Below are 22982 nucleotides of genomic sequence, written 5' to 3'. Positions count from 1 at the left end.
CTGGATCGCGCCAGTTTCAGGAGCACAGGGAAAATGACGCCAACTCTAAACGCCCGCAGCCTTCGCTGCTTCGAGCCGTGTGAACTTCTCGAACAGCGTCTCCCGGCTCTCCACATGGTCGGGGTGCACGGGAATGCAGGCCACGGGGCAGATCTGCACGCATTGCGGTTCGTCGAAATGGCCTACGCATTCGGTGCACTTGGACGGCGTGATCTCGTAGATCAGCTCGCCCATGTAGATCGCGTCGTTCGGGCATTCGGGCTCGCACACGTCGCAGTTGATGCACTCGTCGGTGATCATCAAGGCCATGTCGGCACCCCGCGCGCGCAAAGCCGCGCCTGGCAACACAATGGAGAAGACGGCACAGGTTTCATATAGCCGCAATTATCCGGCCCAGATCAATAGTCCCGCAGCAGCAGCGGACATGCCCATGCCGCGCGGTCTGTTCCGGCCGCTTTTTGCCGCTATGCTCTGCCCTGCCCGCTGAACCGTCCCGCCCATGAGTGTCTTTCTCCTCAAACGCCTGCTCACGCTGATCGCCACCCTGGTGGCGACGTCGGCCGTGGTGTTCGTGGTGCTGGAAATTCTGCCCGGTAACGCCGCGCAGGTGCTCATGGGCCCCGATGCCGCGCCCGAAGCCGTGCAGGCCCTGGCCGAACAGCTGGGGCTGAACCAGCCCGCCTGGCAGCGCTACCTGCAATGGGTCCAGGGCCTGCTGGTGCTGGACCTGGGCGACAGCTATGCCTACGGCAGTCCGGTGCGCGATCTGGTGCTCGAACGCCTGGCGCTCACGGTGCCGCTGGCCGTGCTGGCGATGCTGATCACCACTGCGCTGGCCCTGACCGCGGGCGTCTATGCGGCCGCGCGCCACAACCGCTGGGGCGATGTTGGCGTCATGGGCCTGGCGCAGCTGGGCATAGCGATTCCCAACTTCTGGTTTGCCATCCTGTTGATCCTGCTGTTTTCGGTGAAGCTGCAATGGTTCTCGGCCGGCGGCTTTCCGGGCTGGACCGAAGAAGCCGGTGGCGGCTTCTGGGCCGCGCTCAAGGCCTTGCTGCTGCCCGCGATCTCGCTGGCCGTGGTGCAGGCCGCAATCCTGGCGCGCATCACGCGCTCGGCCGTGCTCGAAGTGCTGCGCGAGGACTTCGTGCGCAGCGCGCGCGCCAAGGGACTTTCGCAGCGCGCCGTGCTATGGGGCCATGTGCTGCGCAATGCCATGGTGCCCGTGGTCACGGTGATGGGCCTGCAGTTCGCCAATCTGCTCGCCGGCACCATCGTCGTCGAGAACGTCTTTTTCCTGCCCGGTCTGGGCCGGCTGATCTTCCAGTCGATCGCCAACCGCGACCTGATCGTGGTGCGCAACTGCGTGATGCTGCTGGCCGCGATGGTGGTGCTGGTGAACTTCATTGTCGACCTGCTGTACGCGGTCATCGATCCGCGCCTGAAAGCCAGCGACCTATGATGCCCCGCGCCCCTACCGTCTGGCAGCGTGCGCTGCGCCAGCGCAGCTTCATGCTCGGCGCCGTGCTGACGCTGTTGCTGCTGTTCGCCGCGGGACTGTCGTTTGTCTGGACCCCCTGGTCGCCCTACGAAATGGATTTGCCTTCCAAACTGCAGCCGCCCGGCGCCGCGCATTGGCTGGGCACCGATGCCTACGGCCGCGATGTCGCCTCGCTGCTGCTGGTGGGCGCGCGCAATTCGATTCTGGTGGGCGTGATCGCCGTGGGCATAGGCCTGGGCCTGGGCACGGCGCTGGGCCTGCTGGCCGCGGCGCGCCGCGGCTGGGTCGAGGAAGCCATCATGCGCCTGGCCGACTTCACGTTCGCGTTCCCCGCGATTCTCTCGGCGATCATGCTCACGGCGGTGTTCGGCGCGGGCATCGTCAACTCCATCATCGCCATCGGCATCTTCAATATCCCGACCTTCGCGCGCGTCACGCGCGCTTCGGCCAACGCGGTCTGGGCGCGCGAATATGTTCTGGCGGCGCGCGCCTGCGGCAGGAGCCGCTGGGCGATCACGCGTGAACATGTGCTGCCCAACATCCTGCCGATGCTGATCGTGCAGGCGACCATACAGTTCGCGCTAGCCATCCTGGCCGAGGCCGCGCTGTCGTACCTGGGCCTGGGCACGCAGCCGCCCCAGCCTTCATGGGGGCGCATGCTCAGCGAAGCCCAGACCTTGATGTTCGAAGCGCCGCTGCTGGCGATCTGGCCCGGCCTGGCAATCGCGCTGGCGGTGCTGGGGCTGAACCTGCTGGGGGACGGCCTGCGCGACCTTCTTGACCCGCGGCTGGCGCGTTCGCGCTGAACCCTGTACCTTGGCACCACGATGGCATTGCTTGAAGTTTCCAACCTGCAGCTGACGCTGGCCACGCCGCGCGGCCAGGTCACGGCCGTGCGCGACATGGACTTCACGCTGGAACGCGGCGCCACGCTGGGAATCATCGGCGAGTCCGGCAGCGGCAAGTCGCTCACGGCCATGGCGCTGATGGGCCTGCTGCCCGAGCGCGCGCAGCTCGCGGGCAGCATGCGTTTCGAAGGCCGGGAACTGATGGGCATGCCAGAGTCCGAACGCGCTGCGCTGCGCGGCAACCGCATCGCCATGGTGTTCCAGGAGCCCATGACCGCGCTCAATCCGCTGCACAGCATAGGCCGCCAGGTGGCCGAGCCGCTGCGCCGCCACCGCGGCCTGTCAGCCAGCGAAGCCCGGCGCCGCGCCGTGGCCCTGCTCGACCGCGTGGGCATAGCCGACGCCGCGCGGCGTTTCGACGCCTATCCGCACGCGTTCTCGGGCGGCCAGCGCCAGCGCATCACCATCGCCATGGCGCTGGCCTGCGAGCCCGATCTGCTGATTGCCGACGAGCCCACGACCGCGCTGGACGTGACCATACAGCAGCAGATCCTCGATCTGATCAGCGACCTGGTCGACGAGCGCCAGATGGCGCTGATCCTGATCTCCCACGATCTGGGCGTGGTCTCGCAGAACGTCGATCATTTGCTGGTGATGTATGGCGGCAGCGTGGTCGAAAGCGGCGCGACCGAAGCCATCTTCCGCCACATGGGCCACCCCTATACGCGCGGGCTGCTGGGCGCGCGCCCGCAGATGAGCGCGGCCCGGCACCGGCTGCCGACGATTGCGGGCAGCGTGCCCGAACTCGCCGACATGCCGGCCGGCTGCCCGTTCGCGGGCCGCTGCCCGCATACCGTTGCCGCGTGCGCGCGCCAGCGCCCGCCCGCCATCCGCGTCGACGCCGCCGCCGACCACTGGGCGCGCTGCCTGCTGCCCGAAGTCGTGCATGCACCCTTCCCGGCTGCCGCCTTGCCATGATGTCTCCCGTCACGCCCCCCGTACCGCCGCTGCTCGAAGTCACGGATCTTGCGCGCAGCTACCGCTTGCCGCGCGAGAAGCTGTTCAGCGCGCCGCCGCGCATCGAGGCGCTGCGCGGCGTGAGCCTGCGCATGGAGAACGGCCGCAGCCTGGGCGTGGTCGGCGAGTCGGGCTCGGGCAAGTCCACATTGGCCCGGCTGGTGATGGCGCTGGACCAGCCCGACGCGGGCCAGGTGAAAGTCCTGGGCCGGGATCTGCACCGGCTCGCGCCCCCTGCGCTGCGCGCTGCGCGGCGTGATTTCCAGATGGTGTTCCAGGACCCCTACGGCTCGCTGGACCCGCGCCAGCGCGTGGCGCGCATCGTCGCCGAGCCGCTGCAGGCGCTGCGCCTGGGAAGCCGCGCCGAGCAGCGCGAACAGGTGGCGCAGGCGCTGGCCGAAGTCGGCCTGCGTGCCAGCGATCTCGACAAGTACCCGCACGAATTTTCGGGTGGGCAGCGCCAGCGCATTGCGATCGCGCGCGCACTGATCACGCGCCCGCGGCTGATCGTCGCCGACGAGCCCGTGAGCGCGCTCGACGTGTCGGTACAGGCCCAGGTGCTCAATCTGATGCAGGATCTGCAGCAGCAGCATGGCCTGGGCTATCTGCTGATCAGCCACGACCTTGCCGTGGTGCAGCAGCTGTGCGACGAAGTGGTGGTGCTGTACCAGGGGCGCATCGTCGAGCGCGGCGCGCCCGCGCAGCTGTTCAGCGACGCCCAGCATCCCTATACCCGCGCGCTGGTGGCGGCCGTGCCGCGCATCGCGCCGGGACGCGCGCGCGCGCGCCGCCGCGAGCGCGCCGCGGCCAGCGCCGCAATAGTGTAAAAAGGGGGATGGACCGCCGGCCCGCAAGGGCTGCGCGCCCCCGAACATTTCGCCCGGAGAAATCCCCATGTTGAATCGCCGCAGTGTATTGGCCGCCAGCACGTTGGCCAGCACGACCTTGCTCGCGCCCTGGAGCGCCCTGGCCCAGGAAAAGAAGAACAGCGTGGTGTTCGCGCTCACGCTGGAGCCGCCAGGGCTGGACCCGACGGCGGGCGCGGCCTCGTCGATTGCCGAGATCGTGCAATACAACATCTTCGAGACGCTGACCAAGATCAATTCCGACGGCAGCGTCTCGCCGCTGCTCGCCGAGAGCTGGGAAGTCGGCACAGATCTCAAGACCTTCACGTTCAAGCTGCGCAAGGACGTCAAGTTCCAGAACGGCGTGCCATTCAATGCCGATGCCGTGAAGTTCTCGTTCGAGCGCGCCGCGAGCGAACGCAGCACCAACAAGGACAAGCGCACTTTCGCCAGCATGCGCACGCAGATCGTCGATGCCCACACGGTGGTGATCACCAACGAGGACATAGACCCCGATTTCCTGTTCGTGCTGGGCCAGGCCACCTCCATCATCGTCGAGCCCAAAAGCGCGGGGACCAATGCCACCCAGCCCGTGGGCACCGGCCCGTACCAGATAGGCCGCTGGAGCAAGGGTGCGTCCGTCACCCTCACCGCCTGGAAGGACTACCGCACGGCCAAGGACATCCACATCCAGCGCGCAACGTTCCGCTTCATTCCCGACCCCGGTGCCCAGGTGGCAGCGCTGATGGCCGGTGACGTCGACTGCTTTCCGCGCGTGTCACCGCGCAGCGTCGCGCAATTCAAGGCCAACGCGCGCTTCCAGGTGCTGGTCAGCGGTTCGCGCGCCAAGACCATCATGGCGATCAACAACGCGCGCAAGCCCTTGAACGATGTGCGCGTGCGCCGCGCGATCGCCGCCGCGATCGACCGCAAGGCCGTGATCGACGGCGCGGCCGAAGGCTACGGCGTTCCCATCGGCAGCTATTACGTGCCTTCGGCCTTCGGCTATGTCGACACCACGGGCATCAATCCCTACGATCTCGACAAGGCCAAGGCGCTGCTGGCCGAGGCCGGCGTGAAACTGCCTATGACGCTGACCATGACGCTGCCGCCCGCACCCTATGCGCGCCAGGGCGGTGAAGTGATCGCGGCCCAGCTCGCCAAGATCGGCATCGAAGTCAAGCTGCAGAACGTCGAGTGGGCGCAATGGCTCAGCGGCACCTATGGCAACAAGAACTACGACCTGACGATCATTTCCCATGTCGAGCCCTTCGACCTGGGCAACTTCGCCAAGCCCGACTACTACTGGGGCTACCAGTCGCCGCAGTTCAACGCGCTGTTCGACCAGATCAAGCGCGCGCCGCGTCCCGCCGACCGCGCGCGCCTGCTGGGCGAAGCGCAGCGCCTGATTGCGCAAGACTCCGTGCACGCCTTCCTCTACCAGCCCCAATGGGTCACGGTGGCCAAGAAAGGCTTGCGCGGCCTGTGGAAGGACATGCCGGTGTTCGTCAACGACCTGTCTGCCCTGTCCTGGGCCTGAGAGCGCTCAGCGCTGCAACGAGGCCAGGCGCACCGCCAGGCCGACAAAGACCAGCGCGGTCAGGCGATTGAGCCAGCGCTGGCCGTGCGCCGATTTCTGCAGCAGGCGACCGAACACGCCCGAAAAACAGGCCATGGCGCCGAACACCAGAAACGCGGCCAGCATGAACACCGCGCCCAGCACCATGATCTGCGGCGCCAGGCTGCCGCGCGCCGGGTCGGCGAACTGCGGCAGGAACGCCAGGAAGAACATCAGCACCTTGGGGTTGGTCAGGCTCATGAGCATACCGCGCGCACCCAGGCGGCGCAGCGCGCGGCCATCGTGCGGCACGGCGGCCGTGCGGCTTGCGGCATCGGCCTGGGTGACCGGAGCGCGCCAGGCCTGCCAGGCCAGATAGGTGAGATAGGCCGCGCCGCAGTACTTGAGCACGGTGAACGCCAGGGGCGACGAGGCAAACACCGCGGCCAGCCCCAGCGCCACGGCGGCCGTATGCACGACCAGGCCGGCGCAAAGCCCCACCACCACCGCCAGACCCGCGCGCGCGCCATGGCGGATCGACTGCAGCAGCACAAACACATTGTCCGGGCCGGGACTGAAAGCCAGCAGCACGGCAACGCCAAAGAACGCAATGAGGGTTTCGGGAGTGGGCATGGAAAGGCTTTCAGACGCTTCTGTAGACCTTTGCACCCTTCGGACGGGGCCGCCGAGGCAGGCTCAAGGTGAACGGTACAAAGAGAGCGCAGCGATCATCAAACCGTTCGTCCTGAGCCTGTCGAAGGATGAACGGCCTGCTCTCCAGTGAAAGCGCAAATACTAAACTTCAGGCTCGTCCCATGATCGACGCCGTCGCCATCAACTCTTCCAGCAGCGCCAGCGACATCTTGCCCGACACCGCATAGGGGTCGAGCTCGATGGTCTCGGAGTACTTGAGCACGATCGAATGGTTGATGCGCGACAGATTGACCTGGCCCATGGTCCAGCCGCCAAAGCGGCGCTCGTCGATTTCCTCGTAGTGCAGCAGTTCCACATCCTGGTGGCGCACATCGCGCTGGATATGGCCAAACAGCGCGCTGACCTGCGAGCGTCCGCCTTCGATCGCCTGCAGGAACACGCCGCCGCCGTAGCACAGCACGCCCGTGATGCCCGTGGCCGGGTTGTGCTCGCGCGCCTGGGTCAGGATGGCTTCGATCGCCGCGGCAGACGCATCTGCGGCTCGGCTTGCATAGATCAGGCGCACCAGCATGTATCAGTTCCTTCCGGGAATCAGCGACAGAAATTCGCGGCGCAGGTTCGAGTCCTTGAGAAACACGCCGCGCATGACCGAGTTGAGCATCTTCGAGTCCATCTCGCGCACACCGCGCCAGGACATGCAGAAGTGCGAGGCTTCCATGACGATGGCCAGGCCGTCGGGCTGGGTCTTTTCCATGATCAGGTCGGCCAGCTGCACCACGGCCTCTTCCTGGATCTGGGGACGGCCCATGACCCAGTCGACGAGGCGCGCGTACTTGGACAGGCCGATCACATTGGTGTGCTCGTTGGGCAGCACGCCTATCCATATCTTGCCGATGACCGGGCAGAAATGGTGGCTGCAGGCGCTGCGCACCGTGATCGGTCCGACGATCATCAGTTCGTTGAGGTGCTCGGCATTGGGGAACTCGGTGATTGCCGGGGCCTGCGTGTAGCGGCCCTTGAACACTTCGTTGACATACATCTTGGCCACGCGCCGCGCCGTGGTGCGGGTGTTGTGGTCCTTGGCGGTGTCGATCACCAGGCTGTCGAGCACGCCCTGCATCTTGGACTCGACTTCATCGAGCAGTTTCTCGAGTTCGCCGGGTTCTATGAATTCCGCGATGTTGTCGTTCGCGTTGTAGCGCTTGCGGGCTGCAGCGAGCCGCTCACGGATTTTCACGGAAACCGGCGTCCCTTCGTCGGGGCTGGCTGTATTCATGTCGGCGGCAGCGAGTTCTCTGAGCATGCGGGCATCCTACCAGCGATTGCGCTGTTTGCAGTTGCAAAGGACTTCCCCGATTTTCGCCGCAAAGCCGGGCATTGCGCACCGGCCGCTTACAGCTTGAACTCGGCAATCAGCGGCAGGTGGTCGGACATGCGCCACCAGATCTTGCCCTTGGGCACATGCAGGCCGCAGGGCGTGAGTCCGCGCACATAGACATGGTCGAGCTGGGCCAGCGGCAGGCGCGAGGGATAGGTCATCATGCCCGCCGCGTCCTCGAACTCGTAGAGGCCGAAACCGCCCAGCATGCGCTTGATCTGGCCGCCCCAGTCGTTGAAGTCGCCGGCCACGACCAGCGGCGCGCCCGGCGGCACTTCGCGCTCTATGAAACGCTGCAACTGCGCGATCTGGCGCATGCGGCTGCCGCGTATCAAACCCAGGTGAACGACGATGGCGTGCACGCTGCGCCCCTGGATGTCGATCTCGACATGCAGCAGGCCGCGCTGCTCGAAACGGTGGTCGGAGATGTCTTCATGCTTGTGGCCCAGCACCGGCCAGCGCGTGAGCAGCGCATTGCCATGCTCGCCGTCGCGCGTATAGGCATTGGTGCGGTAGATCGATTCATAGCCTTCGGGCGCAAGATACTCGGCCTGCGACACTTCGGGCCAGCGGTCGAAGTACTGCGCCTCGCGCCGGTTCATCTTGCGCACTTCCTGCAGACACACGATGTCGGCGTCGAGCTGCTCCACGGCCAGGCCCAGATTGTGGATCTCGAGCCGGCGCGCCGGGCCCAGGCCCTGGACGCCCTTGTGGATGTTGTAGGTCGCGACACGCAGGATGCCGGAGTCGGAAGGATGGGCAACAGTCATGTACAGCGGTTCAAACAATAAGAGAGGAAGCGAAGCGCGGCAAAAGCAAGATGGCTTCTGCATTCGATGCAGCCGCACAGCGGTCCGCCGCTTCGTGCCAAGCATGCCAAGCAAATGCGGTGTGTTCGCGAGGATTCAAGCCCACACAGGTGTAGGACGGAACCTCCAGGCCGAACACCCGCTCGGTGTTGTGCCATACGCCCGGGGCATAGCGGTGCTGCCACTCGGGGTAGATGGTGTAGATGTTCTCGAGCTGCCAGTCGACCAGATGGCAGCCCGGGCCATGGGCATCGATGCCGGTCTCCTCGCGCACTTCGCGCGCGGCCACGGCCGCCCAGTCTTCGTCCTCGAAGTCCTTGCTGCCGGTGACCGACTGCCAGAACTCCGGCTGGCCGGTGCGCTGCAGCAGCAGCACCTGCAGTTGCGGCGTGTGGATCACGACCAGCACCGATTGCGGAATTTTCGCCATGGGCCATTGTGGACCAGGCCGGCGCACATGAAAAAACGGCACCCGCCTGGCCCTAGGGTCAAGCGGGTGCCGCTGTTCGGCAACGCAGGAAGCGATTACGCCTTGGCTGCGTCCAGGTTGCGCAGACGGATGTGCAGTTCGCGCAGCTGCTTTTCATCGACCGGGCTGGGCGCCTGCGTCAGCAGACACTGGGCGCGCTGGGTCTTGGGGAAGGCGATCACGTCGCGGATCGACTCGGCGCCGGTCATCAGCGTGACGATGCGGTCCAGGCCGAAGGCCAGGCCGCCGTGCGGCGGCGCGCCGTATTGCAGCGCGTCCAGCAGGAAGCCGAACTTGAGCTGTGCGTCTTCGGGCGTGATCTTGAGCGCGTCGAACACCTTCTTCTGCACTTCGGCGCGGTGGATACGGACCGAACCGCCACCCATTTCCCAGCCGTTGAGCACCATGTCGTAGGCCTTGGCAATGCACTTGCCGGGATCCGTGACCATCAGGTCTTCATGGCCGTCCTTGGGCGCCGTGAAGGGGTGGTGCACGGCGACCCAGCGGTCGTTTTCCTCGTCGTGCTCGAACATCGGGAAGTCGACCACCCACAGCGGCGCCCAACGGTCCTCGAACAGGCCGTGGCTCTTGCCGAAATCGCTGTGACCGACCTTGATGCGCAGCGCGCCGATGGCGTCGTTGACGATCTTTTCCTTGTCGGCACCGAAGAAGATCAGATCGCCGTCCTGGGCGCCCGTGCGCTTGATGATTTCAGCCAGCGCGGCGTCGTGCAGGTTCTTGACCACGGGCGACTGCAGGCCTTCGCGGCCCTTGGCGGCTTCATTGACCTTGATCCAGGCCAGGCCCTTGGCGCCGTAGATCTTGACGAAGTCGGTGTAGCCGTCGATTTCGCCGCGGCTGATGGCCGCGCCACCGGGCACGCGCAGCGCCACGACGCGGCCGCCGGGCGTGGTCGCAGGAGTGGAGAACACCTTGAAGTCGACATCGGCCATGACATCGGTCAGCTCGGTGAACTCGAGCTTGACGCGCAGGTCGGGCTTGTCCGAACCGTAGAGGCGGGCCGCTTCCTGGTAGCTCATGACCGGGAATTCGCCCAGATCCACGCCCAGCGCGGTCTGGAACACGGTCTTGATCATGCCCTGGAACATGTCGCGGATTTCCTGCTCATCCATGAACGATGTTTCGATATCGATCTGGGTGAATTCGGGCTGGCGGTCGGCGCGCAGGTCTTCGTCGCGGAAGCACTTGGTGATCTGGTAGTAGCGGTCGAAGCCGGCAACCATCAGCAGCTGCTTGAACAGCTGGGGCGACTGCGGCAGCGCGAAGAACTGGCCGTCGTGCACGCGGCTGGGCACGAGGTAATCGCGCGCGCCTTCGGGCGTGCTCTTGGTGAGCATGGGCGTCTCGATGTCGACGAAGCCGTTGGCGTCGAGGAACTTGCGCACTTCCATGCTGACCTTGTAGCGCAGCATCAGGTTCTTCTGCATGTAGGGGCGGCGCAGGTCGAGAACGCGGTGCGTCAGGCGCACGGTTTCCGACAGGTTCTCGTCGTCGATCTGGAACGGCGGCGTCACGGAAGCGTTGAGCACGTTCAGCTCGTGGCACAGCACTTCGATCTGGCCGCTCTTGAGCTTGTCGTTGGTCGTGCCCGCGGGACGCGCGCGCACCAGGCCCTTGACCTGCACGCAGAATTCATTGCGCACGCCTTCGGCGGTCTGGAACATCTCGGCGCGGTCGGGATCGCAGACCACCTGCACATGGCCTTCGCGGTCGCGCAGGTCGATGAAAATCACGCCACCGTGGTCGCGGCGACGGTTGACCCAACCCGACAGGGTGACGGTTTGGCCCAACAGGGCTTCGGTCACAAGACCGCAATAATGGGAGCGCATGGCCATGGCTAGTCTTCCTGCGCCCTCTTGGGACGCGACAAGGTTTGTTATTTGGGATCCGCGAGCGTGGTGTCGGGTGGCGTCACCACGCCCATCGAAACAATGTACTTGAGCGCCGCATCGACACTCATGTCGAGCTCGATGCAGTCGCTCTTGCGCACGATCACGAAATAGCCCCCGGTGGGGTTCGGAGTCGTGGGAACGAACACGCTGAGGTATTCGTCGCGCAGATAGGCGGCGATTTCGCCGCTGGGCGAGCCCGTGACAAACGCCACGGTCCAGACGCCTTCACGCGGCCATTGCACCAGCACGGCGGTGCGAAATGCATTGCCGCTTTCGGAGAACAGCGTGTCGGACACCTGTTTGACGCTGGAATAGATCGAGCGCACCACAGGGATGCGGCTGACCACGGCGTCGCCCCAGGATACCAGCGTGCGGCCGGCGAAATTGCTGGCCGCCGCGCCCACCACCAGGAGAATGGCCAGCGTCAGCAGCACGCCGAAGCCGGGAATATGCAGGCCCAGCAGGCGGTCAGGCTGCCAGGCTTCGGGCAGTATGGTCAGCGTCTGGTCGAGCATGCCCACGATCCAGTTCAGCACCCAAACGGTGATGACGCCGGGAACAATGACCAGCAAGCCGGTGAACAGCCATTTGCGCAGTGCAGACATGGGCGGGCTCAGTGGGCTGCGCCGGCGGTCGCAGCTGCGGCGGCCGGGGCTGCGGCAGGCGCTGGCGCCGGGGCTGCGCTCGGTGCCGCGGGGGCGGCATCTGCCGCAGGCGCAGCTGCTGCAGCGGCCGCAGGCTTGCTGCCGCCGTTCTTGAAATCGGTGGCATACCAGCCCGTGCCCTTGAGCTGAAAGCCCGGGGCCGTCAGCTGCTTAGAGAACGCCTGGGCATTGCAGGCCGGACACTCCGTCAGCGGAGCATCGGACATTTTCTGCAGCACATCCTTGGCGTGACCACAGGAACCACACTTGTAGGCGTAAATGGGCATAGCGCTTTGAATCGAGGGAAAGTGCAAAACCCTCAATTATAGGCGTGCGCCTCGAACCCCGGGCTTGCAGGGGTGTGCGAGACGCTGGCGGAATGTTCAGACCGCAGTCTGCGCGAAGTGATGACCGGCTTCACGGTGGTTGCCCAGCCACTGCGGCAGCAGCGATCCGGCCCACATCCCACTGGCCGCGCACAGCAGGCCCGCGAGCTGCTGCGGAAACACTTCGGCCCATCCGGGCACGCAGATGACGAGCAGCCAGCCGCCCAGGCCCATGACCACCGCAGCGAGCGCACCCTGGGTCGTGGCGCGTTTCCAGTACAGGCCTGCGGCCAGCGGCACCAGTGCGCCGACCAGCGGCACCTGGTAGGCGCCCGAAACCATTTCATAGATCGAGCTGCCCTGCATGGTGATCGAATAGGCCAGCACGCACAGCGTGAAGCCCAGCACCGACAGGCGCATGGCCTTGAGCGTCGCGGCATCCGTCATGTCGGGCCGCAGGTTGCGCAGGATGTTCTCCACAAAGGCCGTCGAGGGCGCGAGCAGCGTCGCCGATGCCGTCGACATGATGGCCGACAGCAGCGCGCCGAAGAACGCGATCTGCAGCGCCAGCGGCATGCGTTCCATCACCAGCGTGGGCAGCAGCTTCTGCGGATCGTCGGCAAGCAGTGCCTTGGCGGTCTCGGGCATCACCAGCACCGCAGCCGTGACCACGAACATGGGCACGAATGCGAACAGGATGTACAGGATGCCGCCGATGATGGGGCCGCGCTGCGCCACCGAAGCGTTCTTCGACGACATCACGCGCTGGAACACGTCCTGCTGCGGAATCGAGCCCAGCATCATGGTGATGGCCGAGGCGACGAAGAACAGCCATTCGCGCGTGCCGGCGTTTTCGGGAAAGAAGCGGAACTTGCCTTCACGCGCCGCGAAGTCGATCACGCGGCCCGCGCCGCCGGCAAGATCGGCCGCATACCAGCCTATCAGCAGCAAACCTATCGAAATCACGATCATCTGCACGAAATCCGTCATCGCCACCGACCACATGCCGCCGTAAAGCGTGTAGATCAGCACGATCAGCGTGCCCACGATCATGCCTGCCGTGATGGACATCGCGCCTTGCGTCAGCAGATTGAACACCAGGCCCAGCGCGGTGATCTGCGCGCCCACCCAGCCGAGGTAGCTGAAGATGATGATGGCCGAGCACAGCATCTCTATGGTGCGACCGAAGCGCAGGCGATAGTAGTCGCCGATGGTGATCAGGTTCTTCTGGTAGAGCTTGTAGGCAAAGAAGAGGCCCACAAGCACCAGGCACATGCCCGCGCCGAACGGATCCTCGACGACACCGCCCAGCCCTTGCTTGACGAATTGCGCCGACACGCCAAGCACCGTTTCCGAGCCGAACCAGGTGGCGAACGTGGTGGCGATCACCACCGCCAGCGGCAGACTGCGGCCGGCCACCGCATAGTCGGCCGTGTTCTTGACGCGCGTGGCCGCATACAGGCCTATGCCTATGGACGCAAGCAAGTACAGAACGATGAACGTGATCAGCATGGCACCTCTCCCCAACCCCGGGTATTGTCAAAACCGCTGCGGATTATCGAGGCAATAGGCGTCCTCCATCCAGTGCTGTGGTGCAAATGATGCGCCGACTGAAAAACCATGCGGGCGTGTTGCCGCGCGGGCGCGCCTGACGGCCGGGCCGCCAGGCAGCGATCAGTAGAATCGCACGCGCGCCAGCACCTGCATCACCAGCAGCCCCAGCAGAAAGCCCACGCCGCCATAGACCAGCGCCTGCAGCAGGCTGTTGGTGCGGTGCTGGGCCTTGACCAGTTCCTGCAGCGCCTTGCTCTGGTCGTCGTTGTTGTTCTGCAGCGCGCGGTACAGCAGGCGCGGCAGCTCGGGCAGCAGCTTGGCATAGGTCGGCGCCTCGTTGCGCAGTTCACGCCACAGGCGCTGCGGCCCCATCTGCTCGAGCATCCACTTCTCGAGGAAAGGCTTGGCCGTGCTCCACAGATCGAGGTTGGGATCGAGCTGGCGGCCCAGGCCTTCGATGTTGAGCAGCGTCTTCTGCAGCAGCACCAGCTGCGGCTGGATCTCGACCTGGAAGCGGCGCGAGGTCTGGAACAGCCGCATCAGCACCATGCCCAGCGAGATTTCCTTGAGCGGACGGTCGAAATACGGCTCGCAGACCGAGCGTATCGCCGACTCCAGCTCCTCGACGCGCGTCGTCGCCGGCACCCAGCCGCTTTCTATGTGCAGCTGCGCCACGCGCTTGTAGTCGCGGCGGAAGAACGCCGTGAAGTTTTGCGCGAGGTATTCCTTGTCGAACTCGGTGAGCGTGCCGACGATGCCGAAGTCGATCGAGATGTAGCGCCCGAAGGTCTGGGGATCGAGGCTGACCTGGATATTGCCCGGGTGCATGTCGCCGTGGAAGAAGCCGTCGCGGAACACCTGGGTGAAGAACAGCGTCACGCCGTCGCGCGCGAGCTGCGGAATGTCGACGCCGGCTTCGCGCAGGCGCTCGACCTGGCTGATGGGCACGCCCTTCATGCGCTCCATGACCATGACCTGCGGATGGCAGAAGTCCCAGTGGATCTCGGGAATCAGCACCAGGTCCAGGCCTTCCATGTTGCGGCGCAATTGCGCGGCATTGGCGGCTTCGCGTATCAGGTCGAGTTCGTCGTGCAGGTAGTTGTCGAATTCGGCGATCACCTGCCGCGGCTTGAGGCGCTTGGCGTCGGCCGACAGGCGTTCGACCCAGCGCGCCATCATGTGCATCAGCTGCAGATCCTTGTCGATCACGGCCAGCATGCCGGGGCGCAGCACCTTGACGGCAACTTCGTGCTCCACGCCGTTGCGGTCGCGCAGCACGGCGAAATGCACCTGGGCAATCGACGCGCTGGCCACGGGCTGCTGCTCGAAGCTCACAAAGATGTCGGCCAGCGGCCGCTGGAACGAGCGTTCGATGGTGGCGACGGCAATCTCTGCCGGGAACGGCGGCACGCGGTCCTGCAGCTTGGCGAGCTCCAGCGCCACGTCGGGCGGCAGCAGGTCGCTGCGCGTCGACAGCACCTGGCCGAACTTGACGAAAATGGGCCCGAGCTGCTCCAGCGCCTGGCGCAGGCGCACGCCGCGCGGCGTGTGGAAGCGCCGGCCGAATGTCAGCACCCGGCTCAGCAGGCGCAGCGACGGATGTTTGAAGCCGGACAGCACCAGTTCATCGAGTCCGTACCGGAACACCACCCAGAGGATGGTCACCCCACGCAGCAAGCGGCTCATGGCTGATTCCGGCCGCCGAATTCGCCTGGAAGTGTCTCGCCTGTCTGCGCCGCCGCGCCGCGGGTGCGCGCGCCGACGAACTGGCGCAATGTCTGTGCGGCCTTGCGCGCCACCTGCGACACGGTGTGCGCGGGCGCATCGCCGATCACGCGCGCCAGGTCTTCCTCGATGTCCCACTGCACGTTGTCGACCAGCCAGTTGATGTCGGCGGCCAGCTGCACATCGCCTTCGATGCGGATCGCGGGCTTGTCGCCGCGCAGCGCGGCCTGGGCCAGTGCCAGCGGCGAGGTGTCGGTGACTTCGAGCTGCAGATCGGGCACGGCATCGGCTTCGGCAAGATCAAGCAGGCCCGCGGGCGTGATGACCAGCGCCATCGCAAACGAGCGCCACTGGACGCGCGCGACGCGGCCTTTTTGCCGCACCAGACGCTCCATCGCCGCCTTCTCCTGCATCAGCACATGATTGAGGAACAGCACCGTGCGCTGCTGCACTTCGTGCACCAGCCAGGACGGAAGTTGCGGGCCTGACACAACGCGTTCCAGGAGGCCGTTCAGGAAAGAAAAAGGGGACTGTGTTGCCATAGTCCCCGATTATTCCCTAGTTACTGCGCCCGGCAAAACCCTTGAACCGACGTTGCGTTGGGTTCTGCCGAGCGCCCGCGTGGAAATTACTGCAAAGCCTGCACTCCGGCGACGAGCCAGCCGCTGTTGCCGCTCTTGGGCTTGGTCATGTTCCACACTTCGCGGAAGGGGCTGGGGCTGGCCGAAGCCTCTTCGCGGATCATGCCCGAGAACTCGACGCTGGCCATGTAGCCGTCGCCCAGGTCTTCGATGCCCAGCAGCTGGGCTTCGATCATCAGCACGTCGGTCTGGTTCACGGCGCCGGGATGCTCGGCTTCGCGCTCGGCGAGCTGCGTGCGGATTTCCGACAGCATGCCGTCGGTCATCATCGCGCGCAGGCTGTTGATGTCGGAGCGATCCCAGGCCTGTTGCAGCGTCACGAAGTTGCGCTTCGCGGCAGTGAGGAAACCTTCGGCGTCAAAGCCTTGCGGCACGCTCCAGGTCGAAGGCAGGGCAGAACCGATCAGCGAGCCCGTGGCCGAACCGACCACAGGAGCAGCCGCGGGCGCGGCCGTCTCGAAGGCCGTGGACTGGCTTTCCCAGGGACGCGCGGACGCGTCGTTGCCGACCTTGTCGGGGCTGTACTGGCGCGCCATCGGCACATCGCCTGTACCACCGGCACCCGCGCCCTGGAAGGCAAACGGGCTGCGGGCTGCGGCGGCGTTGTCGGCCTTGGCCTTGCGCGCGCGCAGCACCATGCCCACGACGACCATGATGGCCATCGCCAGCAGGCCGAACATCAGCATGTTGGCGAAAGCTTCACCCAGGCCCAGCGAATGCGCCAGCCATGCAAGGCCCAGGCCCGCGGCCAGGCCGCCGAGCATTGCGCCCCAGGGCTTCTTCGGAGCCGCGGCTGCAGGTGCTGCGCCGGGCTTGGCCGGGGCCGCGTTGCTGGCGTTCTGCGCGGGAGCGCCGGGCGCGCCGGGCGCGCCGGGCGCTGCGGAATTGCGTTGCGTCACGTTGCTCGATTGCTGTCCCATGGACTTGCCGCCGCCCATGCGCTTGGCATCGGCATCCAGGTGGACCACCGACAGCATTGCCACCAGTACTACCGACCAGAGCTTCATCATGTCATCTTCCTTCCGTTGTTCGTTTTAAATTGGCCCACACAACCCTTGCTGCGTCGTTGCGTTGCCTTGTCGTGTTGTTTGCGTTTTTCTCTATCCTACTTAGCACTTGATACCCACATGAAGCGCCACGATGCCGCCTGTCATGTTGTGGTAGTCGACATGGCCGAAGCCGCACTGCTTCATCAGCGTCTTCAGCTCGTCCTGGCTCGGATGCATGCGTATCGATTCGGCGAGATAGCGGTAGCTGGCGTCATCGCCGGCAACCAGCTTGCCCAGCGTGGGCAGCACCTTGAACGAATACCAGTCATAGGCCTTGGTCAGCGGCTTGGCGACGCGCGAGAACTCGAGCACCAGCAGCCGGCCGCCGGGCTTGAGCACGCGGCACATCTCGCGCAGCGCTGCGTCCTTGTGCGTCATGTTGCGCAGGCCGAAGGCCACGCTCACGACATCGAAATGCGCATCGGGAAACGGCAGCTGCTCGGCATCGCAGACCAGGGTGGGCAGCAGCACGCCCTTGTCGATCAGCCGGCTGCGGCCCACGCGCAGCATGGCTTCGTTGATGTCGGTGTGCACGACTTCGCCGCTCGCGCCGACCTTCTTCGAGAAAGCCAGCGACAGATCGCCCGTGCCACCCGCGATGTCGAGCACCTTGCTGCCTTCGCGCAGGTTGGCCACCATCACGGTATAGGCCTTCCAGGCGCGGTGCAGACCGCCCGACATCAGGTCGTTCATGACGTCGTACTTGGACGCGACCGAATCGAAGACGCCGCGCACATGGCGTGCCTTGTCCTGTTCATCGACCGACTCGAAACCGAAATGTGTGGTGCTCATATGCAATCAATGCTAAGCAAGCATGCGCCTGGCGTACAGCGACAACCCCGTGGCGTCGCAGGGCTTGCCAGGCCTGCAGCAAAAAGAAAAAACGTCTACAGCGCAGGCCGAATCTGCGGCCGAAGCTACTATTAATATAGCATCCTCGGTGCGCCAAGGCAGGGATTGTCCGTAGCCTCGCGCTGCGTCCCTCCCGCCGTCCGCGCTTCCCGCCGGGGCGGCCGCGTCAAAGGATGACTGACTGCGCACAAGTCATGAGGAAAGGACGTTCATGGTTCGACGGGCTCACCAGAACGGTTTGTCCCCGTTCGCCCCGAGCCTGCCTGGGCAGCCGCGTCGAAGCGGTGAACAAGCTTTGGCCAGAAGCCGGCTTTGCTCAGTGGCTGCCGCAGCCGTGGCCCGACGACTTGCCCGGCATAGGCGTGTCGCGGTCCACGCCCGCCGCTTCCAGCCGCTGCAGGTATTGCGCCCACAGCTGTTCCTGCTGGCTGCCCAGCTCGTACAGATAGACCCAGGTGAACAGTCCGCTTTCATGGCCGTCGCTGAAGATCGGCTTGATCGCGTAGTTGCCCACGGGCTCGACGGCGACGATCTCGACATTGCGCTTACCGTACTGCAGCACTTCCTGGCCCGGGCCATGGCCCTGGACTTCGGCCGAAGGCGAATACACGCGCAGCAGCTCGAAAGGCAGGCGGAACTGCGCGCCGTCGGAGTAACCCACTTCAAGCACGCGCGAAGCGCCATGCACCGTGAGGGATTCGGGGGTGGGGATTCCGGGCTTCAAGCCTGCCATGACGTCACCTATTCTTCAAAATTCAGGACCAGGGCTGCAAAGCTGCAACCAGGCGGGCATCGAGCTGCGGCAGCTGCGCAGCCAGCGCGGCTTCGCGCTCGGGCCGGCGTTCGCGCTGCGCCGGCGCCCAGATGGCAGCCGGAAAGTGGCTGTCCCAGTCGAAGCGCGCAATCACATGCCAGTGCAGATGCGCGACCATGTTGCCCAGTGCCGCGAGATTGATCTTGGTCGGCTGCAGCTGCGCGCGCAGCACGCGCTCGACCGCGGCCACCACGTCCATGCACAGACCCCGCTCTTGCTGCGAGAGGTCGGAGAACTCAGCCACATGGTCCGTCCAGACCACGCGGTAGAACGCCGGAAAACCCGGCTCGTCGGCACGGATCACGCGCAGCCGCGCGCCCTGCCAGACCAGCGTGCCGCCCGCGCCGGTGCACAGCACGCAGGCCGGATCGTGGCAAGCCTGCGCGTTCACACCAGCACCCGCTCGATGCCGCCGGCGTTGGCACGCTCCACGTATTCGGGCATCCAGTTCTCGCCGAGGATCTTGTTGGCCATCTCGACCACGATGTAGTCGGCTTCGAGCAGGCCGTTCTTCAGGTCGTCGCCATAGCGGCTCAGGCCCTGCAGGCAGCTCGGGCAGCTGGTCAGGATCTTGACGTTGTCCTGGGCATCGAGCGCGCCCGCGGCCTTGAGCTGCGCCTGGCCCTTGAGCAGTTCTTCTTCCTTGCGGAAGCGGATCTGCGTCGAGATGTCGGGACGGCTCACGCCCAGCGTGCCGGACTCGCCGCAGCAGCGCTCGCTCTTGAGCACCTGGTCGCCCATCAGGCCCTTGACGGTCTTCATCGGGTCCTGCAGCTTCATTGGCGTATGGCAGGGGTCGTGGTACAGATAACCACCGGCCTGGCCCAGCGTGATGCCTTTTTCGAGCAGGAACTCGTGGATGTCGATGATGCGGCTGCCGGGGAAGATCTTGTCGAACTCATAGCCCTGGAGCTGGTCGTAGCAGGTGCCGCAGCTCACCACCACGGTCTTGATGTCGAGGTAGTTGAGCGTGTTGGCCACGCGGTGGAACAGCACGCGGTTGTCGGTGATCATCTTGTCGGCGACATCGAACTGGCCGCTGCCGCGCTGCGGATAGCCGCAGCACAGATAGCCCGGCGGCAGCACGGTCTGCACGCCCGCATGCCACAGCATGGCCTGGGTCGCCAGGCCCACCTGGCTGAACAGGCGCTCCGAGCCGCAGCCGGGGAAGTAGAACACCGCCTCGGTGTCGGCGTTGGTCGACTGCGGGTTGCGGATGATGGGAACGTAGTCCTTGTTCTCTATGTCCAGCAGCGCGCGCGCAGTCTTCTTGGGCAGGTTGCCGGGCAGCTTCTTGTTGATGAAGTGGATCACCTGCTCCTTGATCGGCGCCTTGCCCACGGTCGAGGTCGGGCGCGCGGTCTGCCGGCGGCTCACGGACTTGAACAGGTCGACAGCCATGCGCTGGGCCTTGAAGCCCACGCCGACCATGGCCTTGCGCATCACCTTGATGGTGTCCGGGTTGGTCGCATTCAAGAAGGTCATCGTGAGCTTGTTGCCCGGATTGAAGCTCTTCTTGCCCATCTTGCGCAGCAGGTTGCGCATGTTCATGGTCACGTCGCCGAAGTCGATCTTGACCGGGCAGGGATTGGCGCACTTGTGGCAGACCGTGCAGTGGTCGGCCACGTCCTCGAACTCCTGCCAGTGCTTGATCGACACGCCGCGCCGCGTCTGTTCCTCGTAGAGGAAGGCCTCGACCAGCAGCGAGGTCGCGAGAATCTTGTTGCGCGGGCTGTAGAGCAGGCTGGCGCGCGGCACATGCGTGGCGCAGACCGGCTTGCACTTGCCGCAGCGCAGGCAGTCCTTGACGGAGTCGGCGATCGCGCCGATGTCCGACTGCTGCATGATCAGCGACTCATGGCCCATCAGGCCGAAGCTCGGCGTATAGGCGTTGGTCAGGTCCGAATACATCAGCGATTCGCGCGCCGCATGGCCGTCGTGCCGCAGTTCGCCGGCCGTCAGATGCGCGTTGCGGATCAGCTTGCCCTTGTTGAAGCGGCCTTCGGGGTCGACGCGCTGCTTGTAGGCGGCAAACGGCGCGAGTTCCGCGTCGGTCAGGAACTCGAGCTTGGTGATGCCAATGCCATGCTCGCCCGAGATCACGCCATCCAGGCGCCGTGCCAGCACCATGATGCGCGCCACGGCCTCGTGCGCGGTCTGCAGCATCTCATAGTTGTCGCTGTTGACCGGAATGTTGGTGTGCACGTTGCCGTCGCCGGCGTGCATGTGCAGCGCCACCCACACGCGGCCCTTGAGCACCTTCTGGTGGATGGCCTGGGCTTCGTCGAGGATGGGCTTGAACGCCCCGCCCGCGAAGATCTGCGCCAGCGGCGCGCGGATCTGGGTCTTCCAGCTCGCGCGCAGGCTGTGGTCCTGCAGCTCGGGGAACAGCGTCTCGACATCGGCGAGCCAGCCGGCCCACTGGGCGCGCACGCCGTCAATCAGCTCCAGCGCCTGCTGGACCCGGTCTTCCAGCAGTTCGGCCGATGGAATCTCACCGGCGTCGTCCTGCTTGCCCAGCGGCAGGCTGCCGTGGGCGAAGAACTCGTGCAGCGCGTCGCACAGCGCGAGCTTGTTGCGCAGGCTCAGCTCGATGTTGATGCGCTCGATGCCGTCGGTGTACTCGGCCATGCGCGGCAGCGGAATCACCACGTCTTCATTGATCTTGAAGGCGTTGGTGTGGCGCGAGATCGCGGCGGTGCGCTTGCGGTCCAGCCAGAACTTCTTGCGCGCCTCGGCGCTCACGGCCGTGAAGCCTTCGCCGTTGCGCGAGTTGGCAATGCGCACGACTTCCGCGGAGACGCGCGCCACGTCGTCGGCATTGTCGCCGGCAATGTCGCCCAGCAGCACCATCTTGGGCAGGTGGCCGTTGCCCTTCTTGCTCTTGGTCGCGTAACCCACGGCCTTGAGGTAGCGGTCGTCGAGATGCTCGAGACCGGCCAGCAGCACGCCCGAGCGCTTCTGCTCGGCAAACATGAAGTCCTTGATCTCGACGATGCTGGGCACGGCGTCCTTGGCGTTGCCGAAGAACTCCATGCACACGGTGCGCGTGTGCTGGGGCATGCGGTGCACGACCCAGCGCGCGCTGGTGATCAGGCCGTCGCAGCCCTCTTTCTGTATGCCCGGCAGGCCCGACAGGAACTTGTCGGTCACGTCCTTGCCCAGGCCTTCCTTGCGGAAGCTCTTGCCGGGAATCGCCAGCGTCTCGCTGCGCACCGGCGTCTTGCCGTCGGCCTCGAAATAGCGCAGCTCGAACGTCGCCACTTCGGCGTCGTGGATCTTGCCCATGTTGTGGTCGGTGCGCGTGACTTCGAGCCACTGCGCATCGGGCGTGACCATGCGCCAGCTGACCAGGTTGTCGAGTGCCGTGCCCCACAGCACGGCCTTCTTGCCGCCGGCGTTCATCGCGACATTGCCGCCTATGCACGAGGCTTCGGCGGAAGTCGGATCGACCGCGAACACGAAGCCGCCGCGCTCGGCCGCATCGGCCACGCGCTGCGTCACCACGCCGGCTTCGGTCCAGATCGTGCCCACTTCCTGGGCCTGGCCCGGAATGCGCAGCATCTCGACTTCGGTCATGGCCTCGAGCTTCTCGGTGTTGATCACCACGCTGCGCCAGGTCAGCGGAATCGCGCCGCCGGTGTAGCCCGTGCCGCCTCCGCGCGGAATGATGGTCAGCCCCAGGTCGATACAGCCCTTGACCAGGCCGGCCATCTCGGCCTCGGTATCGGGCGTCAGCACGACAAACGGATACTCGACGCGCCAGTCGGTGGCGTCGGTGACATGGCTCACGCGCGACAGGCCGTCGAACTTGATGTTGTCCTTGGCCGTGAGGCGGCGCAGCGTGCGCTGCACGCGGCGGCGCAGCTCGGCCGCGGCCTCGAAGGTGGTGTTGAATTCGGCGATCGCGCCGCGTGCGGCTTCGACCAGCTGGCCCACGAGCACATCACGTTCGGGGTCGGTGCCGGGCTCACGGCGCTTGTCGACTTCGGCCAGGCGGTGCTGCAGCGCATCGACCAGCGACTTGCGACGCTCGGGGTTGTCGAGCAGGTCGTCCTGCAGATAGGGGTTGCGCTGCACCACCCAGATGTCACCGAGCACTTCATAGAGCATGCGTGCGGAGCGGCCCGTGCGGCGCTCTTCGCGCAGCTGGTTCAATACGTCCCACATGGACGTGCCCAGCAACCGGATCACGATCTCCCTGTCGGAGAACGAGGTGTAGTTGTATGGGATTTCTCGGAGACGGGCAGGTTCGGCAGCCTTGGCCATCAAGGCGGCCTGCGCAATCGGAAAGTTCATGGGGTGGACCGTGTTGGGCGTTTCTTGCACGCCCTTTGCCATGGGGGTCTAGATTTTAAGCCGCGCAGTGTTACTTGATGCATCCG

22 protein-coding genes are annotated in these 22982 nt (G+C 65.4%); 5 read left to right on the top strand and 17 right to left on the bottom strand.

Translation table 11 applies throughout. From position 1 onward, the window contains the following. Positions 1-45: 45 nt before the first annotated feature. A complete protein-coding gene (locus ACSVDO_RS03900; RefSeq protein ID WP_332535207.1) occupies positions 46-309 on the bottom strand; it encodes a YfhL family 4Fe-4S dicluster ferredoxin in 264 nt (87 codons plus the stop codon). Between the two features lie 190 nt (positions 310-499). Here ACSVDO_RS03900 and ACSVDO_RS03895 point away from each other — a divergent pair, with 190 nt between their 5' ends. From ACSVDO_RS03895 to ACSVDO_RS03875, 5 genes are all read left to right on the top strand, one after another. Beyond that, positions 500-1462 carry an ABC transporter permease gene (locus ACSVDO_RS03895; protein ID WP_489594981.1) on the top strand — a complete coding sequence of 321 codons (963 nt, stop codon included), beginning with the start codon at positions 500-502 and terminating at the stop codon, positions 1460-1462. Beyond that, entirely contained in the window at positions 1459-2307 is an 849-nt protein-coding gene (locus ACSVDO_RS03890) for an ABC transporter permease (protein ID WP_489594980.1), read from the top strand. The genes ACSVDO_RS03895 and ACSVDO_RS03890 overlap by 4 nt, the downstream gene beginning before the upstream one ends. 21 nt (positions 2308-2328) lie before the next feature. Beyond that, the gene (locus tag ACSVDO_RS03885) at positions 2329-3327 is read left to right on the top strand and encodes an ABC transporter ATP-binding protein (RefSeq protein WP_489594978.1); all 999 of its coding nucleotides are present in this window, start codon (positions 2329-2331) and stop codon (positions 3325-3327) included. After that, positions 3327-4193, top strand: coding sequence for an ATP-binding cassette domain-containing protein (locus ACSVDO_RS03880; RefSeq protein ID WP_442881442.1), 867 nt, complete (start codon positions 3327-3329; stop codon positions 4191-4193). The genes ACSVDO_RS03885 and ACSVDO_RS03880 overlap by 1 nt, the downstream gene beginning before the upstream one ends. Before the next feature lie 67 nt (positions 4194-4260). Then, entirely contained in the window at positions 4261-5751 is a 1491-nt protein-coding gene (locus ACSVDO_RS03875; protein WP_332535216.1) for an ABC transporter substrate-binding protein, read from the top strand. A 6-nt stretch (positions 5752-5757) separates the two neighbouring features. On the opposite strand, the gene ACSVDO_RS03870 is transcribed toward ACSVDO_RS03875, so the two are convergent. The 16 genes from ACSVDO_RS03870 to ACSVDO_RS03795 all read right to left on the bottom strand — a co-directional run bounded on the left by ACSVDO_RS03870 (position 5758) and on the right by ACSVDO_RS03795 (position 22896). Next, positions 5758-6402 carry a LysE family translocator gene (locus ACSVDO_RS03870; protein WP_489594976.1) on the bottom strand — a complete coding sequence of 215 codons (645 nt, stop codon included), beginning with the start codon at positions 6400-6402 and terminating at the stop codon, positions 5758-5760. A gap of 169 nt (positions 6403-6571) precedes the next feature. Next, positions 6572-6994: a BLUF domain-containing protein gene (locus tag ACSVDO_RS03865; protein ID WP_489594974.1), complete on the bottom strand. Its 423-nt coding sequence runs from the start codon at positions 6992-6994 to the stop codon at positions 6572-6574. Between the two features lie 3 nt (positions 6995-6997). Next, positions 6998-7726 (bottom strand): GTP cyclohydrolase I, encoded by a 729-nt coding sequence (folE, locus tag ACSVDO_RS03860; RefSeq protein WP_249729166.1) that lies wholly within the window; start codon positions 7724-7726, stop codon positions 6998-7000. An 89-nt stretch (positions 7727-7815) separates the two neighbouring features. Next, positions 7816-8571: an endonuclease/exonuclease/phosphatase family protein gene (locus ACSVDO_RS03855; protein ID WP_332535220.1), complete on the bottom strand. Its 756-nt coding sequence runs from the start codon at positions 8569-8571 to the stop codon at positions 7816-7818. Between the two features lie 10 nt (positions 8572-8581). Then, positions 8582-9040: a dihydroneopterin triphosphate diphosphatase gene (gene nudB, locus ACSVDO_RS03850; RefSeq protein WP_332535221.1), complete on the bottom strand. Its 459-nt coding sequence runs from the start codon at positions 9038-9040 to the stop codon at positions 8582-8584. A gap of 95 nt (positions 9041-9135) precedes the next feature. After that, complete coding sequence (aspS, locus tag ACSVDO_RS03845) at positions 9136-10935, bottom strand: aspartate--tRNA ligase (RefSeq protein WP_489594971.1); 1800 nt, start codon at positions 10933-10935, stop codon at positions 9136-9138. 41 nt (positions 10936-10976) lie between these two features. Further along, positions 10977-11597 (bottom strand): DUF502 domain-containing protein, encoded by a 621-nt coding sequence (locus tag ACSVDO_RS03840; RefSeq protein ID WP_332535223.1) that lies wholly within the window; start codon positions 11595-11597, stop codon positions 10977-10979. Positions 11598-11605: 8 nt separating this feature from the next. Continuing rightward, on the bottom strand, positions 11606-11923 hold the full coding sequence (locus tag ACSVDO_RS03835; RefSeq protein WP_332535225.1) for an FmdB family zinc ribbon protein: 318 nt from the start codon (positions 11921-11923) through the stop codon (positions 11606-11608). A 96-nt stretch (positions 11924-12019) separates the two neighbouring features. After that, the gene (locus ACSVDO_RS03830; protein WP_332681255.1) at positions 12020-13474 is read right to left on the bottom strand and encodes a high affinity choline transporter 1; all 1455 of its coding nucleotides are present in this window, start codon (positions 13472-13474) and stop codon (positions 12020-12022) included. Positions 13475-13636: 162 nt separating this feature from the next. After that, positions 13637-15202: a ubiquinone biosynthesis regulatory protein kinase UbiB gene (gene ubiB, locus ACSVDO_RS03825; RefSeq protein ID WP_332535229.1), complete on the bottom strand. Its 1566-nt coding sequence runs from the start codon at positions 15200-15202 to the stop codon at positions 13637-13639. Then, positions 15199-15783 carry a ubiquinone biosynthesis accessory factor UbiJ gene (locus ACSVDO_RS03820; RefSeq protein WP_332535231.1) on the bottom strand — a complete coding sequence of 195 codons (585 nt, stop codon included), beginning with the start codon at positions 15781-15783 and terminating at the stop codon, positions 15199-15201. The genes ubiB and ACSVDO_RS03820 overlap by 4 nt, the downstream gene beginning before the upstream one ends. An 86-nt stretch (positions 15784-15869) precedes the next feature. After that, positions 15870-16892 (bottom strand): Tim44 domain-containing protein, encoded by a 1023-nt coding sequence (locus ACSVDO_RS03815; protein ID WP_489594968.1) that lies wholly within the window; start codon positions 16890-16892, stop codon positions 15870-15872. A gap of 99 nt (positions 16893-16991) precedes the next feature. After that, positions 16992-17723, bottom strand: a complete 732-nt coding sequence (ubiE, locus tag ACSVDO_RS03810) for a bifunctional demethylmenaquinone methyltransferase/2-methoxy-6-polyprenyl-1,4-benzoquinol methylase UbiE (protein WP_332535235.1) — start codon at positions 17721-17723, stop codon at positions 16992-16994. A 376-nt stretch (positions 17724-18099) separates the two neighbouring features. Further along, complete coding sequence (locus ACSVDO_RS03805; protein ID WP_489594966.1) at positions 18100-18516, bottom strand: gamma-butyrobetaine hydroxylase family protein; 417 nt, start codon at positions 18514-18516, stop codon at positions 18100-18102. A 22-nt stretch (positions 18517-18538) separates the two neighbouring features. After that, positions 18539-18988 (bottom strand): HIT family protein, encoded by a 450-nt coding sequence (locus tag ACSVDO_RS03800; RefSeq protein WP_489594964.1) that lies wholly within the window; start codon positions 18986-18988, stop codon positions 18539-18541. Further along, positions 18985-22896, bottom strand: a complete 3912-nt coding sequence (locus ACSVDO_RS03795) for an FAD/FMN-binding oxidoreductase (protein ID WP_332535238.1) — start codon at positions 22894-22896, stop codon at positions 18985-18987. Before ACSVDO_RS03795 ends, ACSVDO_RS03800 begins: the two co-directional genes overlap by 4 nt. Positions 22897-22982 lie beyond the last annotated feature (86 nt).

This window comes from Comamonas sp. DB36 (genome assembly GCF_057914905.1).
This window is presented reverse-complemented; position numbering and strand designations above follow the sequence as displayed.